This window comes from Vibrio sp. Isolate24 (genome assembly GCF_022398215.1).
Lineage (GTDB): Bacteria > Pseudomonadota > Gammaproteobacteria > Enterobacterales > Vibrionaceae > Vibrio > Vibrio coralliilyticus_A.
The window spans coordinates 1-15,987 of record NZ_JAKEUU010000004.1 but is presented as its reverse complement, the minus strand read 5'-3'; the positions used below and the strand labels follow the sequence as shown (position 1 = coordinate 15,987).

Below are 15,987 nucleotides of genomic sequence, written 5' to 3'. Positions count from 1 at the left end.
GCGTCCTAGGTAGCGAGAACAGATGGCAACACAACCCGAGTATACTGACTGGCAACAGGTCTTAGACCTGATAAAAAGTAGCGTAGAGTCCGATCAGCATGAAATGTTGCTGACGATGCTGCTGACACCTGATGAGAGAGAGTCTTTAATCGCAAGGGTCAATATATGTCGTGAATTGCTTAAAGGTGAATTGTCTCAGCGTCAAATCAGTCAGATGTTAGGGGTGGGGGTCGCCACTATTACTCGTGGATCCAATGAGCTGAAATCGAAGAGCGAAGCAGAAAAGGCTGAAATCTCAGTGTTACTTGAACCCAAATAAAGGTGCTCTCGCACCTTTATTCTTATCAGAGATTCGCGGGGAAATGCTCTGGATTGGTAAATGGAATTAATGCCAATATCAATGCTTGATGATAGACGCTGCTGCGAGTCAGTTGATCTTGCGTCAATAAACTTATCGCTCCGCCTTTTTGTTTAATATTCTCTGTGCCAAATATTTCGTCCATTACATCGCCGAGCTCGTTGGCCTGAGCGAGCTTCTCAATGACAACCGGTGGAAGCATCAAACTGGCAGAGCGAGATTCGCCGCGGTGGGTGTCAGACTCGATCACCATCCAGGCAAACGTGATGTTATCTTCAATACCTGCTTCAAGCCCTACATAATAGTCTCCATCAGGCTGAGTGGTTTTGGCGTTACGAACCCGATTGAGCGCTCCGGTATGTGTCTCTTCATTGCTCATCGGTTGTTCAGCCACTTCACTGGCTACATTCACACCAACAAATTCAAACGATTGGGAGCTAAAAGTCGCTTGAAACGCACTTTTGACGGCATTTATTTTGGCTGGATTAAGCGAAGCGACAATAACTTTCTTCACCGACATGATGGTTTCCTTGTATTGATGATTTGAGGAACTCTAGCTCGGAGAGTGAAACTGGCGGAGAGAGGAAATACCCTTGCATATAGTCACATTGGTTTTCCGCCAGCCACTGATGCATTTCTTTAGACTCTATACCTTCTGCTGTAACAATCATTGACTGTGAGTGGCACAGTTCGACCAGTGGTTTCACCACCTTCTGGTTGTTGGTCTTGATCAGTGCCGCGAGAAATTCACGATCGAGCTTAATTTTCTGTACTGGGTATTCTACAAGCTGAGTGATGGATGTATAGCCGGAACCGAAGTCATCAATCGCAAGCTTAAAGCCCAGTAAGGAAAGTTCGTGTAGCAATGAATAGCTTTGTGAATCGGTGGCGAAGGTTTCAGTGATTTCAAAATCAACCAGACTTGGGACAACGTGATATCGCTTGGCTGAGCGCTGTATATCTCGTGCCAGTTGTAGTGAATCTAACTCTGCAGATGAGAGATTGATCGATAACTGAATTGGCGACTCAAAGCAGCTTTGCAAGGCGACGAAGTCCTTGAATGCTTGCTCTATGACCCAGCGATCGATTTTGCCAAATAGCCCTGTTTTTTCTGAAATAGGAATGAACTCACCAGGATTTACTTTGCCCATCTTGGGCGACTCCCAGCGCAGTAGAGCTTCAACGCCGACGATTTTTGTCCCTGAGCGATCAAAGTAGGGCTGATACATTAGGTGGAATTCGTCATCAAATTCACCATTTCTTAACGCACGCTCAATCTGAGTTCGGCGACGAACAATTTGGTCTAATTCTTCCGAATAACGCGCGACTTGATTCTTACCAGCACGTTTTGCCTGATACATAGCGGTATCGGCATTAGAAAGCAGTTTGGCGAGGTCCTGGCCATCTTGAGGGTAGGTTGCGATCCCAATACTGGCGGTGATTGGAAAGCTGCCCAGCGATGAGCTTTGCGGATTTTGAATCGGCTCTAACACTGCTTGAGCCACTTTGTCAGGGTAATCGTTCTGATGAGCGGAGGCGATAAAAATGGCAAATTCATCGCCTGATAACCGGGATGCAATACATTTTACGCCATGAGACTGTTCGTACTGACGACAAACCTCGCGAATATGATTGGCAAAATTAACCAGTAGCGAGTCCCCGAGGTGGTGACCATATTTATCGTTGACGTATTTAAAGTTATCTAAATCGATGTACAGAATCCAAGCATGAGTATGCAGCAGTTTATTCGCGATAGTCCGTTCCACATAGACTTGAAATTGATAGCGATTGGCTAATTGAGTGAGGTGATCATTTTCGGCCATCGCTTTGGTTTTCTGATAACTCGAATTGAGTTCTTTGTACATCTCATAGAATCGCACCGATAAGCGACCAATTTCATCGTTACTATTGAGCTTCTCTATATTTTGCCGTTTATGCCGTTCCACTTCCTGAAGCTGTCGTTCAAGTTGGGTAATCGGGCTTATAACTCGTCGATGGAGTAAGAACAGCAAGATAAGTATGGTTGCTATGGTGGATGCGCCAAAAAACAGCATCAATCTTTGCTCAATTTTGTTGAGTTTTTTTGCCAATAAATACTGAGCAGGGTCGAGCACTGCGTATAAGTTGGGTTTGAGCTCGACCGACTGAGTGAGGCCTGATTTAATGACTGGCTGGTCAGTGAAAAAGATGCTGCTGTCGTTATCAAACTCGATGAGGTGCTTGAGTTGATCAAACTTATCCAAAGACAGATACACCACAATAAAGAACACCTGATCGGTGTTGTAGCTGAGCGGGGAAATTAGCGTGTTGGTGTCCAGCACATCATAGCGAACCAATATGCTTTGGCCTTGGTGATTCTTTGTAAAGCCAGTGTAAGACGCATTGCCGGTACGACGGTAAGTACGATCGACAAAATGAAACACATTTTGATCAAGCTTAGAGAAGGGGTCGGTTTGATTATCTGCGTAAAATTTGGGGGCTCGATTATGGTCTAAAATGGCGACTGAAATATCATTCTGTTGGTTAGCCTGAAGGTTAGCTATGGTCGTCTGCAGATTATCTATTAGCTCCATTTCTCGATAAGGGTTATCTTGTTGGCCGAAGTAGTGACGAATAATGTCACTCTTTGTCAGAGTAAGAGAGTAGCTGTTCAGTAATGCTACCGACTGACGAAAGTGTCCGGCGAGCTTCTCCATCGTAAGTTGGAGGTAGCTGTATTCGCGCTTTATTAATGCGTCTTTTTGGTTGTTGTAGATACCGTAGCTAGAAAATGCAGCACTGATTAGGATGACTGGAGAGACTAGCAACAGAACTCTAGTACTGAGCTTCATGGTGTTTCAGAATGCGATTTATTATTTTTGCTCGTAAGCTGATGTTTGACGCCGAGAGTTCGCTATCTACACGTCCTTGCTCGACTCGCTGTTGTTCTGGAAACAATGATGCATCATCTAGATACCAATCTGGCATCTGTTTTAACGCCGTTAAGTTTGGTGTTGCAGCTTTGATGTCTGTTGCATTTTTTGCAGCCACAGTGGGATCCATGAGGTATTCTAGGAAGGCTTTTGCTGCTGGTTTGTTCTCTGAATGACTACTGATGGCTAGGCAATCGACCCAAAGATACAGTTCACCTTTGGGGATGGTATATGCCCACTGATTGCCTGCGTAATATCGGTTGAGTGAATATTGATCGCCACTATAAGCCAATGCCATAGCAAGCTTCTGAGCATTTTTATTACTGCGGATGTAACTCAGAATATATTCGTAGGTTAGGACTTTATCGCTAAATGCCTGTAGAGCTGGGTAGGCTTGCTGGAAAAGAGTTTCACTTTCCTCTGTTGGAGCGATACCTAAGCTGTAAAAAACAGGTAGGAAGCTTTCAACGCTGTCATTGATCATGCCAATTTTGCCTTCTAAATTTTTAGGCGGATTGACGAACTCTTGCCAGCTGGTTGGAGGTTTCTCGACCATATCTTTTCGATAGGCTATCCCCACCGTGCCCCAGAAATACGGAACGGCATAATCACCGCAGGCTCGTAGCCATTTGTCGTCATTATGCTGACGATTACTCAGTTGGGTTAGGTCCTCAAAAGAGCCCAAACGTCCGTAAATTTGTGCTGAAACATTATCCAATACGACCAAGTCAAAAGGTAACAGTACACCTTTCATCATAAGTAGACTGCGCTCATCGTCATTATCGAAATGGGACAACTTGAGCGGTGTTCCCGTAGCGGATTGCCAGTCATTGATGACATTAGGTGAGAGAGTATCTTCCCACATATAGACATTGAGGGGATTGGCTTGGGCAGGCAAGCTGTGTACGAAAAGAGTGAGGGAATATAGAAGTATCGTTCTCATATCAGCCAAGAAGTGACCTTCGGTTCTATGAATAGATAACGCCTATTAGAGTGAAGGACTGTCACTACACCTAATATGCAACCAAGATGCGGGATATTAGGTGTATTTATGGTTGGTGTCAGTCCCTGTCAGTAATTTATTTGATCTGTATTGTTGAATTATTGAAGTTTGACTGTGGTTGGCTTGATATTCTCACTTGGGTAACAACCCAACACTTTTAAGTGTTTTGTCAGCTGGGTTAGCTCGTTTAGCGCTTGCTGCATGTCCTCTGACTCGAGGTGAGACTCGAGATCAACATAGAACATTTCTTCCCATGGATTACCCATAATTGGGCGTGATTCCAACTTGTTTATATTGATGCCGTATTTTTGTAGAACTAGCAGTGTTGCTACTAAAGAGCCAGCTTCTTGCGATGTTGACATAATAAGAGTCGTTTTCGCAGGAATTTGACTAGAAACTTCCACAGGTTTACGTGCCACGATAATGAAACGAGTGTGGTTTTCGGTTTGGTTTGCAATGTTGCCTTGTATAGATTGAAGACCATAGAGTTTGCCGCTTGAGGCGTTCCCGATTGCTGCCACGTCACTGCGGTTCATTTCTTTGACTTTCTGCATGGCATCTGCAGTACTGGCACAGGACTCAAGCGTTACGCCTTTCATCCGGCTTAGGAATTCACTGCACTGCTGGTGCGGTTGGGGATGTGAGTAAAGAGTTTTAATCTCTTCTAATCGAATGTCTGAGGTCGCGACTAGGCAGTGTTCAATCGGTAGCGTCATTTCGCCCACAATGTACAAAGTGGTATGTTGCAACAAGTCGTACACTTCATTAATTGAACCAGAGCTAGTGTTTTCGATCGGTAGAACACCGTAGTCAGCGTGACCGGACTCGACGGTTTGGGTCACTTCTTTGAAATGTTCACAGTTCAGTTCGATAAGCTCGGTATTTTTACGGCTGAAGTATTCGCGGCTCGCCAAATGAGAGTATGAGCCTTTGGAACCAAGAAAAGCGACGCGAGCGAGGGGTTTGCGACTTAGTTCGGGGTTGGCTAAATTCTGCAGGTAAGACTGTTGCAATAGAACAGAATCTTCGATGATGGTATGAAATAATTTAGTGATGTATTGAGCATCAAGCTCATATTTGTCACGGCCAGCATTGATCAGTTTGACTAGCAGTTGTTGCTCTCGCGCTGCATCGCGCACGGGCTTGGATGTTTGAACTTTACTCTTGGCAACTTCAATGCTTAGTTTTCTTCGCTCGGATAAGAGCTTTAACATTTCGTCGTCCAGCTCATTTAAACGTAAGCGAATTTCATCGAGTGAGTATTTTTGTTCGGTCATCCTGTATTCCTTCATAAAAAAAGCCTCCCGTTTGGGAGGCTTCCTGTTCGTTTTTGACTTTTCTTTCGAAAACGAGAGAGCCTCCAAACTTAGTGGAGAAAAAAGAAGTCAAAAAAGAACAGGGTATTTAGAGCCATAAATCGTTACTTTGTTGTGATGCTGTCAACACAATAAGCAACCACTTAGTGAGCGTCAAGCAAAAAAATAGCGCCGTTTGGCGCTACTTTTTAAATCTTCCGTCACTCATCATTGTGAGTTGACCATTATTCCGTTTCTATCTCTTCTAGCTCTGGTTTTTCTGTACGTCGGGCTTCTGGTTTGTGACGTAATTTATTTAGCTGACGCTCCAGTTTCTGTTCTACGTCATTAATAGCAACGTATAGGTCTTCGTGGGTAGCTGACGCGACAAGTTGGCCTTTAGGGACAGTAATAACAGCTTCAAATTTCTTCTGTTTGTTTGGCTCCTCGCTGAAGCTTGCCTGACATCCGATGATGTCTACTTGCCATTTTTCTAGTTTTTTAAATTTGCTCTCTATATGAGCGCGGATTGCAGAGGTGATGTCGATGTTTTTACCAGTGATATTTACTTTCATAGATGTTTTCCTCTGTAGCATCCCTCATGGGTTTAACTTCAGGTTACTCGTCTAAGTGGAAAATAATGTGACGTTAATCACTGTTTTATGAGTGTGTTTTGGGATTGAAATTAAACGTGATCTACCTCAAATACTGAGTGTATTCAGCAGACAAAAAGCTTGTACGGATAAAAAATATCGCTAGATTGGGGTGGAGTAACATACTAAAAATCATCTGTTTTTTAGGGCTCAGATGCGACCTAACAAAAACAGGTGGTTGTTTATTGTCCACTCTTCTATGTGATCTGATCCACACAGCTATTTTCTTCACTCCGTAACGAATGGTGTCGTCACGTTCGCGTTCTTATTCGTCGATGTTAGGAACAAATAAATCCGGTATATCTGCACTAATTGATGGGGTGTGACCTTGTTGTTTTAATGCATTCAGTTGCTTGTAAATGATGAAATAGCGATTGATGTTGGAAACATAATGAACGGGTTCTCGTCCAATGTGTCGCCGCACGATTATTTCTACGTGTCTAAACCATTGATTTGGGTCGTAGCCCTGTTGACTAGCTAAGCGGCGCATTTTACGAATATTGGCGGGCCCAGCATTGTAGGCAGCAAGGGAAAAATAAACCTGATTGTCGGGCGTGATGTCATCATCACTAAAATAGCGATCTTTAAGGAAATGCATGTATTTCACCCCCGCATGGATATTGTTGTCCACTTGATAGATGTCAGGAATGGCGACGTTGGGATCTTTGGCTGTGCTGGGTAATACCTGCATGACGCCTACTGCGCCTTTGTGTGACACCTTGCTCTGATCTAAGCCGGATTCCTGAAAACCTTGGGCAGAGATCATCAATGGGTCAAAGTCGTATTGTGCTGAGTAATTGGCGAATATTTCTGATAATGCATCTAAGCGCGTCACGTGCTCTGGATTAAGGATGCGCTTCAACCAGCCCGTGTGATCTAGATATTTGTCGTAAATAACGTTGCCCAGTAGAGTACCTGAACGGGTTCTTTGGAGGTATTGATTAACGAAGGATTGGAGGAGAGGGCTTTGTTTACGCATTGCCCAGGCAATTTTCCCATCTGTACGTAGTGGGGCCTGATCGTGCACTGAGATGTTTTCCATCACTTTAAGCCAAAGCTCTGTTTTATGGCTATCTAACACGGTTGCATCAATATGACCTTGATTGACCAGTTCTATGATTTCAATATCTTGTAGCGTTTCTTCAACAAAACGAATGGTGACAGGCTGTAAATTATGCTCATCGAGCATTCGATTTACTTTTTGTAAGCTTTCGAAGTAACTAGAGCTGGCGCGGACCCAAATCTCTTTACCACTGAGTTGTTTCAAGTCAGTGATTGTTGGGCTGGTACTACGAGTGACGAGCAGTTCGCTAACGCCTTGTAAAACCGGAATACTAAAATCGATATACTCCGAGCGATAGGAGGTGATTGTCAGATTGGCAACAATCAGATCGCCATAGCCTTTTTCTAAAGAGGGCAGCAGCTCGTCTCTGTGAACGGGAATAATCTGCAGGTTAAAGTAAGAGGAGCGCTGCCTTAATTCTTTTTCAAAGTGATATAACAGCTCAGCGAGAATGCCTTTTGGTTGACCGCCTTCAATGTAGTAGAAGCCAAGATCGGCTGAAACGAGAACCCTAATCACCCCTTTCTTTTCCAGTTCAGCGAGATCACCAAAGTAAGGTGTTTTTTGTAAAGGTGATAAAGATAGAGCAGTCGCATGGTTCCATGTAGCTGCGAACAAAATCAGAATCAATACAGTACGGCTCATGAATTACCCTCAACAGAACGTCTATTAAAGGTAGTTCTTAACCCATTACTCAGCAAAAAACAGTAATAAAAAACCGCCTGTAATTAGAGGCGGTTTTTTCATATCGTTGCTGTTATTGCGGGTTTAAATCAATCAACTGTTCAGTACGCTTGGCTGCGTCCTCTAAGCCTAGATGTTCATAGGCAGCGAGTTGAATCTCAAGAGACTTACGCGCTGCTTCCGTATCAGGGTAGGTTTTTTGTAACTCCTGAGCTCGGTTGATGGCTGCAATCCAAGCTTCACGACGCAAGTAAAAATCAGCAGTGGCAAGGTCGTATTCCGCCAAGCGGTTTTTCAGTGCAACCATACGTTTTTGCGCATCTGCGGCGTATGGGCTGTTTGGATAGCGCTCGAGCAGCTTTTTGAAATCCGCAAAGGCTTTTTTTACAGGCTCTGGATCGCGGTCATTACGATCCACATCAAACAGATCATGCATAAAGTTACGATCTTGCGCCATGTGAGTTAAACCACGCATGTACAATACCCAATCCAGCTTTTCATGAGTTGGATTGAGACGAGAAAATCGCTCAATAGTCGCAAGACCGAGTGCTAAATCATCGTTTTTGTAGTAGGCATAAATCAGGTCAAGTTGAACCTGTTCTGAGTAAGCACCGAACGGGTAGCGAGAGTCTAAAGCCTCCAGCTTATCGATAGCCGTTAACCAATTGCCACTTTGCAGCGATACCTGTGCTTCTGAGTAAAGTTCTGATGGCGGTACATCCGGGACGATTTCTTCGCTGCTTGAACAGCCAACCAAAACGGATAATGCCAATAAGCCAGATAAAGTATGCTTTTTCATGTCAGGATTCGATTCCTTGAGATAAATATTTCTGTCGCTTCCGTTACTTTCTTGTCGGTAGCAGATACAATGGAGCGATATTCTTCCACACTAGTGACAATTAGTCTCACAGTTTTTAAAAAAGTTCGATATGGCTCAGCAGATTGAATTAACCAATACAGTAAAAGATAGTCAATTAGGTCAGCGTCTTGATCAGGCAATTGCAGAATTATTCGCCGATTTTTCACGTTCTCGCCTGAAAGAGTGGCTCTTGGATGGAAAAGTCCAAGTTAATGGAGACGTTGTGACTAAGCCCCGCACTAAAGTTATGGGCGGAGAAACGATAACGCTACAAGCCGAGTTGGAAGACGAAGAGCGCTGGGAAGCGCAAGATATCCCGTTGGATATCGTTTATGAAGATGATGATATTATGGTCATCAATAAGCCTCGTGATTTTGTGGTACACCCGGGAGCGGGTACCCCAGATGGTACGGTTCTTAATGCACTCTTACATCACTATCCAGATATTGCCGAAGTGCCACGTGCAGGCATTGTGCACCGCTTAGATAAAGACACCACAGGCTTAATGGTGGTGGCGAAAACGGTGCCTGCTCAGACGCGTCTGGTGCGTGCACTGCAAAAACGCAATATTACTCGTGAGTACGAAGCGATTGCGATTGGTCGTATGACTGCGGGGGGCCGAGTGGAGCAGCCTATTGGCCGCCATTCGACTAAGCGGACATTGATGGCAGTGAGTCCGATGGGCAAACCTGCCGTGACCCATTATCGTGTTGCTGAACATTTTCGTGAGCATACTCGTATCCGCTTGCGTCTTGAAACCGGTCGTACCCACCAGATTCGTGTTCATATGTCTTACCTTCAGCATCCCTTGCTGGGGGATTCAGCATACGGTGGCCGAGCCCGCATTCCTTCCGGTGCTTCGGAAGAGTTGGCTGATATGATTCGCAAGTTTGATCGCCAGGCACTGCATGCCGTGATGTTAAAATTCGATCACCCTGTGACTGGAGAAGAATTAGAATTCCACGCGCCAGTACCTGATGACATGGTTGAAATGGCTGAAGCGCTTCGTCAAGATACTCAACAGCATGGGCTAGAAGACGAGTTCTGATATGGAAATGATCCTCCCTAACTGGCCTGCACCAAAAAACGTGAAAGCTTTTGCTTCAACTCGACTGCAAGGGTTTTCGACGGGTGTTTATCAAGGTTTGAACCTTGGTGCACACGTTGGGGATGAATTAGAGATTGTTGAGCAGAATCGGCAATGGTTGGCGAATCAATCTCACATGCCAAGTTCGCCAATTTGGCTTAATCAAACCCACTCTACGCTTGTGTTAGAAGCGGACCAGCCAACGCGAAATGTGTTAGATGCGGATGGTTTGTTTACTCAGCAACGTGGAGTGGTATGTTCTGCCATGACGGCAGATTGCTTACCCGTATTATTGACCAATACCCAAGGTACTCAAGTGGCTGCAGTTCATGCCGGCTGGCGAGGATTAGCTGGTGGTATTGTTGAAAATGCTGTAGCTAAGTTTGATGGGCCAGTGATGGCTTGGATTGGACCAGCGATCGGTGCGTCAGTCTTCGAAGTCGGTGAAGATGTACTTCAAGCATTTGTTTCCTTTGACCCCGCCGCCGAGCAAGCATTCTCGTCGAGAGAGGTGCAAGGGAAATGGTTGGCAGATATGAATCTGTTAGTGACTCAGCGTCTGAACAAAGTTGGAGTGTTTGATGTGTATTATAGTGATCTGTGTACATATCTTGATCAACAACGCTTCTTCTCTTATCGCCGTGATGGCGCCACAGGCCGACAGGCATCGTTTATCTGGATAGACAAATAACCCTTTTTTTAACTAAGGAAACTTAGTTCTTTCCCCTTGAAAATCGATTGTTGCGTATCCATCTCTCATACTGATTATAAGAGTTCACTCCGTTGAGGTTAGGAAGGTAGATATGCGTCTTGACAGATTCACAAGCAAATTTCAAATCGCGATATCTGACGCACAGTCGCTGGCGTTAGGCCGTGATCACCAATACATCGAGCCTGTACACCTGATGGTGGCACTGATGGATCAGAATGGCAGTCCTATTCGTCCACTACTGACTATGCTTGATGTCGATGTTACGCATTTACGCTCTAAGCTAAGTGAGATCCTAGATCGCTTGCCCAAAGTTAGTGGTATTGGTGGGGATGTTCAGTTATCTAGTTCGATGGGCACACTGTTTAATTTGTGTGACAAAGTCGCACAAAAGCGGCAAGACGCCTACATTTCCTCCGAAGTTTTCCTCTTGGCCGCGATTGAAGACCGTGGACCACTTGGTGAGCTCTTAAAAGAGTTAGGCTTAACTGAGGCGAAGCTAAGTGATGCCATTGATAAAATTCGTGGCGGTCAGAAAGTGAATGATCAAAATGCGGAAGAATTACGCCAAGCTTTGGAAAAATTCACGATTGATTTAACGGAGCGAGCTGAGCAAGGGAAGCTAGATCCGGTTATTGGGCGTGATGATGAGATTCGTCGAACGATTCAAGTCCTGCAGCGTCGAACCAAAAACAATCCTGTCATTATTGGTGAACCTGGTGTCGGTAAGACAGCAATTGTCGAAGGACTTGCACAGCGCATCATTAATAATGAGGTACCTGAAGGTTTACGCAATAAACGAGTATTGTCTCTTGATATGGGAGCGCTCGTTGCGGGAGCTAAGTATCGTGGTGAGTTTGAAGAACGCCTGAAATCGGTGCTTAATGAATTATCTAAAGAAGAAGGTAACGTCATTCTCTTTATCGATGAAATTCATACCATGGTGGGGGCCGGTAAAGGTGAAGGTTCAATGGACGCGGGCAATATGCTTAAGCCTGCTTTGGCACGTGGTGAACTTCATTGTGTGGGAGCGACCACGCTGGATGAATACCGCCAATATATAGAGAAAGATCCTGCGTTAGAGCGTCGTTTCCAAAAAGTACTGGTGGATGAGCCGTCTGTAGAAGATACCGTTGCGATTTTACGTGGCTTGAAAGAGCGTTATGAGCTGCACCATCACGTAGAGATCACCGATCCAGCGATTGTTGCAGCTGCAAGCTTATCACATCGTTACGTGTCCGATCGTCAGTTACCAGACAAAGCGATAGATTTGATCGATGAAGCAGCGTCGAGTATCCGTATGCAGATTGATTCTAAGCCCGAATCACTCGATAAACTGGAACGTAAAATTGTCCAGCTTAAAATCGAACAGCAAGCACTGATCAACGAGCATGATGAAGCCAGTGAAAAGCGCTTAAGTAATCTCAATGAAGAACTGAATGATAAAGAACGTGCATTTGCTGAATTGGAAGAAGTGTGGAACGCCGAGAAAGCAGCATTATCAGGGACACAGCATATTAAGGCTGAGTTAGAACAGGCTCGAATGGATATGGAGTTTGCTCGTCGTGCTGGTGATCTTAACCGCATGTCTGAGCTACAGTACGGCCGTATTCCTGAGCTAGAGAAACAATTGGATTTGGCGACTCAAGCTGAAATGCAGGAAATGACCTTACTGCGTAATAAAGTGACGGATAATGAGATAGCAGAAGTATTATCCAAGCAGACCGGAATTCCAGTGTCCAAGATGTTAGAAGCTGAAAAAGAAAAGCTTTTACGCATGGAAGAGGTACTGCATGCTCGTGTGATTGGTCAAAGCGAAGCGGTAGAAGTGGTTTCCAATGCTATCCGCCGCAGCCGAGCAGGGCTGTCGGATCCGAATAAACCAATTGGTTCCTTCTTATTCTTAGGTCCAACAGGTGTAGGTAAAACAGAATTGTGCAAAACGCTCGCGAGCTTTATGTTCGACAGTGAAGATGCCATGGTTCGTATCGACATGTCCGAGTTTATGGAGAAGCACTCCGTAGCGAGACTTGTTGGCGCACCTCCTGGTTATGTGGGGTATGAAGAAGGTGGTTACCTGACTGAAGCTGTGCGCAGAAAACCTTATTCAGTAATCTTATTAGATGAAGTTGAAAAAGCGCATCCAGACGTGTTCAACATTCTGTTGCAAGTGCTTGACGATGGTCGTTTAACGGATGGCCAAGGTCGTACCGTTGATTTCCGCAATACGGTTGTCATCATGACATCCAACCTAGGATCGGCGAGAATTCAGGAAAACTTTGGCTCTTTAGATTATCAAGGTATGAAAGAACAGGTGATGGAAGTCGTCAACAAACATTTCCGCCCTGAATTTCTAAACCGTGTTGATGAGAGTGTAGTTTTCCATCCTCTTGGTCAGGAACATATTAAGTCGATAGCATCTATTCAATTGCAGAGACTGTCCAAACGCATGGAAGAAAGAGGCTATGCGCTGGAGGTTTCAGATAAGGCGTTGGATCTGATTGCTCAAGTTGGCTTTGATCCGGTATATGGTGCGCGACCTCTGAAAAGAGCAATTCAGCAAAGTGTTGAAAACCCACTGGCTAAAGCAATTCTGGCTGGGAAAGTTGTTCCTGATAAGCCGGTTAAACTTCTAGTAAATAAAGATCAGATTATTGCACACCAATAACCAGTAATTCTAAAAGGGCCTTCGTGGCCCTTTTTGCTGCTATTTATACCGTCTTGTTTAATTTACGAGCGAATAAACTGAAAAGAGACATTTTTTTTAATTTTAGGCTTGTACTACCTGATTAAGTCCCTATAATGCGCCCTCGTTGTCACGGGATACCGAGCTGAAAAGCGATGGCAGCAGACGGCTTAGAGTTATCTAATTTAACTTTAAGAGAAATAACGAAAAAGTGTTTGACACTATAAGTTATCTCGCTAAAATGGCCGTCCGTTTTGAGTTAAGCTCGAAACATAGTTCTTTAACAATATAAACCTATCAATCTGTGTGGGCACTCGTTGATGATAATCCAATTGGAAGCTTCGGCTTCAAATTAGGTTTCAATGAAACGAAGTGACCATTGAATCTTCGGATTCAGCACAGTCAATTCAAACATTACTTATGTAATGTTCAGTATTCATTGAGCCGACAAAATCTTAAATTGAAGAGTTTGATCATGGCTCAGATTGAACGCTGGCGGCAGGCCTAACACATGCAAGTCGAGCGGAAACGAGTTRTCTGAACCTTCGGGGAACGATAACGGCGTCGAGCGGCGGACGGGTGAGTAATGCCTGGGAAATTGCCCTGATGTGGGGGATAACCATTGGAAACGATGGCTAATACCGCATAATAGCTTCGGCTCAAAGAGGGGGACCTTCGGGCCTCTCGCGTCAGGATATGCCCAGGTGGGATTAGCTAGTTGGTGAGGTAATGGCTCACCAAGGCGACGATCCCTAGCTGGTCTGAGAGGATGATCAGCCACACTGGAACTGAGACACGGTCCAGACTCCTACGGGAGGCAGCAGTGGGGAATATTGCACAATGGGCGCAAGCCTGATGCAGCCATGCCGCGTGTATGAAGAAGGCCTTCGGGTTGTAAAGTACTTTCAGCAGTGAGGAAGGTGGWWGTGTTAATAGCRYWWTCRTTTGACGTTAGCTGCAGAAGAAGCACCGGCTAACTCCGTGCCAGCAGCCGCGGTAATACGGAGGGTGCGAGCGTTAATCGGAATTACTGGGCGTAAAGCGCATGCAGGTGGTTTGTTAAGTCAGATGTGAAAGCCCGGGGCTCAACCTCGGAATAGCATTTGAAACTGGCAGACTAGAGTACTGTAGAGGGGGGTAGAATTTCAGGTGTAGCGGTGAAATGCGTAGAGATCTGAAGGAATACCGGTGGCGAAGGCGGCCCCCTGGACAGATACTGACACTCAGATGCGAAAGCGTGGGGAGCAAACAGGATTAGATACCCTGGTAGTCCACGCCGTAAACGATGTCTACTTGGAGGTTGTGGCCTTGAGCCGTGGCTTTCGGAGCTAACGCGTTAAGTAGACCGCCTGGGGAGTACGGTCGCAAGATTAAAACTCAAATGAATTGACGGGGGCCCGCACAAGCGGTGGAGCATGTGGTTTAATTCGATGCAACGCGAAGAACCTTACCTACTCTTGACATCCAGAGAACTTTCCAGAGATGGATTGGTGCCTTCGGGAACTCTGAGACAGGTGCTGCATGGCTGTCGTCAGCTCGTGTTGTGAAATGTTGGGTTAAGTCCCGCAACGAGCGCAACCCTTATCCTTGTTTGCCAGCGAGTAATGTCGGGAACTCCAGGGAGACTGCCGGTGATAAACCGGAGGAAGGTGGGGACGACGTCAAGTCATCATGGCCCTTACGAGTAGGGCTACACACGTGCTACAATGGCGCATACAGAGGGCGGCCAACTTGCGAAAGTGAGCGAATCCCAAAAAGTGCGTCGTAGTCCGGATTGGAGTCTGCAACTCGACTCCATGAAGTCGGAATCGCTAGTAATCGTAGATCAGAATGCTACGGTGAATACGTTCCCGGGCCTTGTACACACCGCCCGTCACACCATGGGAGTGGGCTGCAAAAGAAGTGGGTAGTTTAACCTTCGGGGGGACGCTCACCACTTTGTGGTTCATGACTGGGGTGAAGTCGTAACAAGGTAGCGCTAGGGGAACCTGGCGCTGGATCACCTCCTTAGATTGATGGTTTATATAAATTAAAGAGGGGCTATAGCTCAGCTGGGAGAGCGCTTCGCTGGCAGCGAAGAGGTCATCGGTTCGATCCCGATTAGCTCCACCAATGATTTCTATTAAGAAATTCTTAGTGTCCCGTTCGTCTAGAGGCCTAGGACACCGCCCTTTCACGGCGGTAACAGGGGTTCGACTCCCCTACGGGATACCATCTTTAAGTGCATTTCTTTAAGTAGAAAGTTTTAAGTGTTCTTAAAAATGGTTACCTCATTGAGGTGATTTGCTCTTTAACAATTTGGAAAGCTGACGAATAACAACAATCCCCATCTCTATGAGATGCGTTGTTATTCAATTAAAAGTTCTCAAATCCTAATTCTATGAATTAGGTACCAACACACATTCAAGTGTTCTTGGCTTTTTGTTTTCACTTTTTATAAAAAAGTAAARTAAAAAGATATTTGAGTCCGGCAAAATCGAGTCTGCATCATGTTTAAATAATTGCAGACAACTTTGGTTGTTTGACTRKAAGACCCTTTGGGGTTGTATGGTTAAGTGACTAAGCGTACACGGTGGATGCCTTGGCAGTCAGAGGCGATGAAGGACGTATTAACTTGCGATAAGCCCAGATTAGACAGTAAAAGTCATTTGAGTCTGGGATTTCCGAATGGGGAAACC

General features: G+C 45.2%; 11 protein-coding genes, 2 tRNA genes, 2 rRNA genes and 1 other annotated feature. Of the genes, 8 read left to right on the top strand and 7 right to left on the bottom strand.

Annotated features, from left to right (window positions below; translation table 11 throughout):
• The first annotated feature begins 22 nt into the window (after nucleotides 1–22).
• A complete protein-coding gene (gene trpR / locus L1D23_RS16815; protein WP_239838465.1) occupies nucleotides 23–319 on the top strand; it encodes a trp operon repressor in 297 nt (98 codons plus the stop codon).
• Between the two features lie 25 nt (nucleotides 320–344).
• Here the strand turns inward: trpR and yjjX are convergent, their stop codons facing one another.
• From yjjX to bamD, 7 genes are all read right to left on the bottom strand, one after another.
• Nucleotides 345–878 (bottom strand): inosine/xanthosine triphosphatase, encoded by a 534-nt coding sequence (yjjX, locus tag L1D23_RS16810; protein WP_239868617.1) that lies wholly within the window; start codon nucleotides 876–878, stop codon nucleotides 345–347.
• Nucleotides 844–3,189, bottom strand: coding sequence for an EAL domain-containing protein (locus tag L1D23_RS16805; protein ID WP_239868614.1), 2,346 nt, complete (start codon nucleotides 3,187–3,189; stop codon nucleotides 844–846). Before L1D23_RS16805 ends, yjjX begins: the two co-directional genes overlap by 35 nt.
• Entirely contained in the window at nucleotides 3,173–4,213 is a 1,041-nt protein-coding gene (locus L1D23_RS16800) for a spermidine/putrescine ABC transporter substrate-binding protein (RefSeq protein WP_239869003.1), read from the bottom strand. The genes L1D23_RS16805 and L1D23_RS16800 overlap by 17 nt, the downstream gene beginning before the upstream one ends.
• Before the next feature lie 158 nt (nucleotides 4,214–4,371).
• A complete protein-coding gene (gene pheA, locus L1D23_RS16795; RefSeq protein WP_239838461.1) occupies nucleotides 4,372–5,550 on the bottom strand; it encodes a prephenate dehydratase in 1,179 nt (392 codons plus the stop codon).
• 13 nt (nucleotides 5,551–5,563) lie between these two features.
• Nucleotides 5,564–5,685, bottom strand: a sequence feature (Phe leader region).
• Between the two features lie 128 nt (nucleotides 5,686–5,813).
• Nucleotides 5,814–6,143, bottom strand: coding sequence for a ribosome-associated translation inhibitor RaiA (gene raiA / locus L1D23_RS16790; protein WP_239838460.1), 330 nt, complete (start codon nucleotides 6,141–6,143; stop codon nucleotides 5,814–5,816).
• A gap of 343 nt (nucleotides 6,144–6,486) precedes the next feature.
• Nucleotides 6,487–7,929: a lytic transglycosylase F gene (locus tag L1D23_RS16785; protein WP_239868611.1), complete on the bottom strand. Its 1,443-nt coding sequence runs from the start codon at nucleotides 7,927–7,929 to the stop codon at nucleotides 6,487–6,489.
• A 112-nt stretch (nucleotides 7,930–8,041) separates the two neighbouring features.
• Complete coding sequence (gene bamD, locus L1D23_RS16780) at nucleotides 8,042–8,767, bottom strand: outer membrane protein assembly factor BamD (RefSeq protein ID WP_239868608.1); 726 nt, start codon at nucleotides 8,765–8,767, stop codon at nucleotides 8,042–8,044.
• Nucleotides 8,768–8,897: 130 nt separating this feature from the next.
• Here bamD and rluD point away from each other — a divergent pair, with 130 nt between their 5' ends.
• From rluD to L1D23_RS16745, 7 genes are all read left to right on the top strand, one after another.
• Complete coding sequence (gene rluD, locus L1D23_RS16775; RefSeq protein ID WP_239838458.1) at nucleotides 8,898–9,875, top strand: 23S rRNA pseudouridine(1911/1915/1917) synthase RluD; 978 nt, start codon at nucleotides 8,898–8,900, stop codon at nucleotides 9,873–9,875.
• A gap of 1 nt (nucleotide 9,876) precedes the next feature.
• Entirely contained in the window at nucleotides 9,877–10,605 is a 729-nt protein-coding gene (gene pgeF, locus L1D23_RS16770) for a peptidoglycan editing factor PgeF (protein WP_239868605.1), read from the top strand.
• A gap of 112 nt (nucleotides 10,606–10,717) precedes the next feature.
• Nucleotides 10,718–13,291 carry an ATP-dependent chaperone ClpB gene (clpB, locus tag L1D23_RS16765; protein ID WP_239868601.1) on the top strand — a complete coding sequence of 858 codons (2,574 nt, stop codon included), beginning with the start codon at nucleotides 10,718–10,720 and terminating at the stop codon, nucleotides 13,289–13,291.
• 475 nt (nucleotides 13,292–13,766) lie between these two features.
• A 16S ribosomal RNA gene (locus tag L1D23_RS16760) occupies nucleotides 13,767–15,319 on the top strand.
• Nucleotides 15,320–15,345: 26 nt separating this feature from the next.
• Nucleotides 15,346–15,421, top strand: a tRNA-Ala gene (locus L1D23_RS16755).
• A 26-nt stretch (nucleotides 15,422–15,447) separates the two neighbouring features.
• Nucleotides 15,448–15,523: transfer RNA gene (locus L1D23_RS16750), tRNA-Glu, on the top strand.
• A 335-nt stretch (nucleotides 15,524–15,858) separates the two neighbouring features.
• Nucleotides 15,859–15,987 (top strand): 23S ribosomal RNA (locus L1D23_RS16745); the annotation flags it as partial.

Excerpts from the sequence above, each read along its gene's own strand:
- bamD (WP_239868608.1), bottom strand. The coding sequence starts at position 8,767 with ATGAAAAAGCATACTTTATCTGGCTTATTGGCATTATCCGTTTTGGTT.
- yjjX (WP_239868617.1), bottom strand. The coding sequence starts at position 878 with ATGTCGGTGAAGAAAGTTATTGTCGCTTCGCTTAATCCAGCCAAAATA.
- trpR (WP_239838465.1), top strand. The coding sequence starts at position 23 with ATGGCAACACAACCCGAGTATACTGACTGGCAACAGGTCTTAGACCTG.
- pgeF (WP_239868605.1), top strand. The coding sequence starts at position 9,877 with ATGGAAATGATCCTCCCTAACTGGCCTGCACCAAAAAACGTGAAAGCT.
- L1D23_RS16800 (WP_239869003.1), bottom strand. The coding sequence starts at position 4,213 with ATGAGAACGATACTTCTATATTCCCTCACTCTTTTCGTACACAGCTTG.
- rluD (WP_239838458.1), top strand. The coding sequence starts at position 8,898 with ATGGCTCAGCAGATTGAATTAACCAATACAGTAAAAGATAGTCAATTA.
- L1D23_RS16785 (WP_239868611.1), bottom strand. The coding sequence starts at position 7,929 with ATGAGCCGTACTGTATTGATTCTGATTTTGTTCGCAGCTACATGGAAC.
- pheA (WP_239838461.1), bottom strand. The coding sequence starts at position 5,550 with ATGACCGAACAAAAATACTCACTCGATGAAATTCGCTTACGTTTAAAT.
- L1D23_RS16805 (WP_239868614.1), bottom strand. The coding sequence starts at position 3,189 with ATGAAGCTCAGTACTAGAGTTCTGTTGCTAGTCTCTCCAGTCATCCTA.
- clpB (WP_239868601.1), top strand. The coding sequence starts at position 10,718 with ATGCGTCTTGACAGATTCACAAGCAAATTTCAAATCGCGATATCTGAC.
- raiA (WP_239838460.1), bottom strand. The coding sequence starts at position 6,143 with ATGAAAGTAAATATCACTGGTAAAAACATCGACATCACCTCTGCAATC.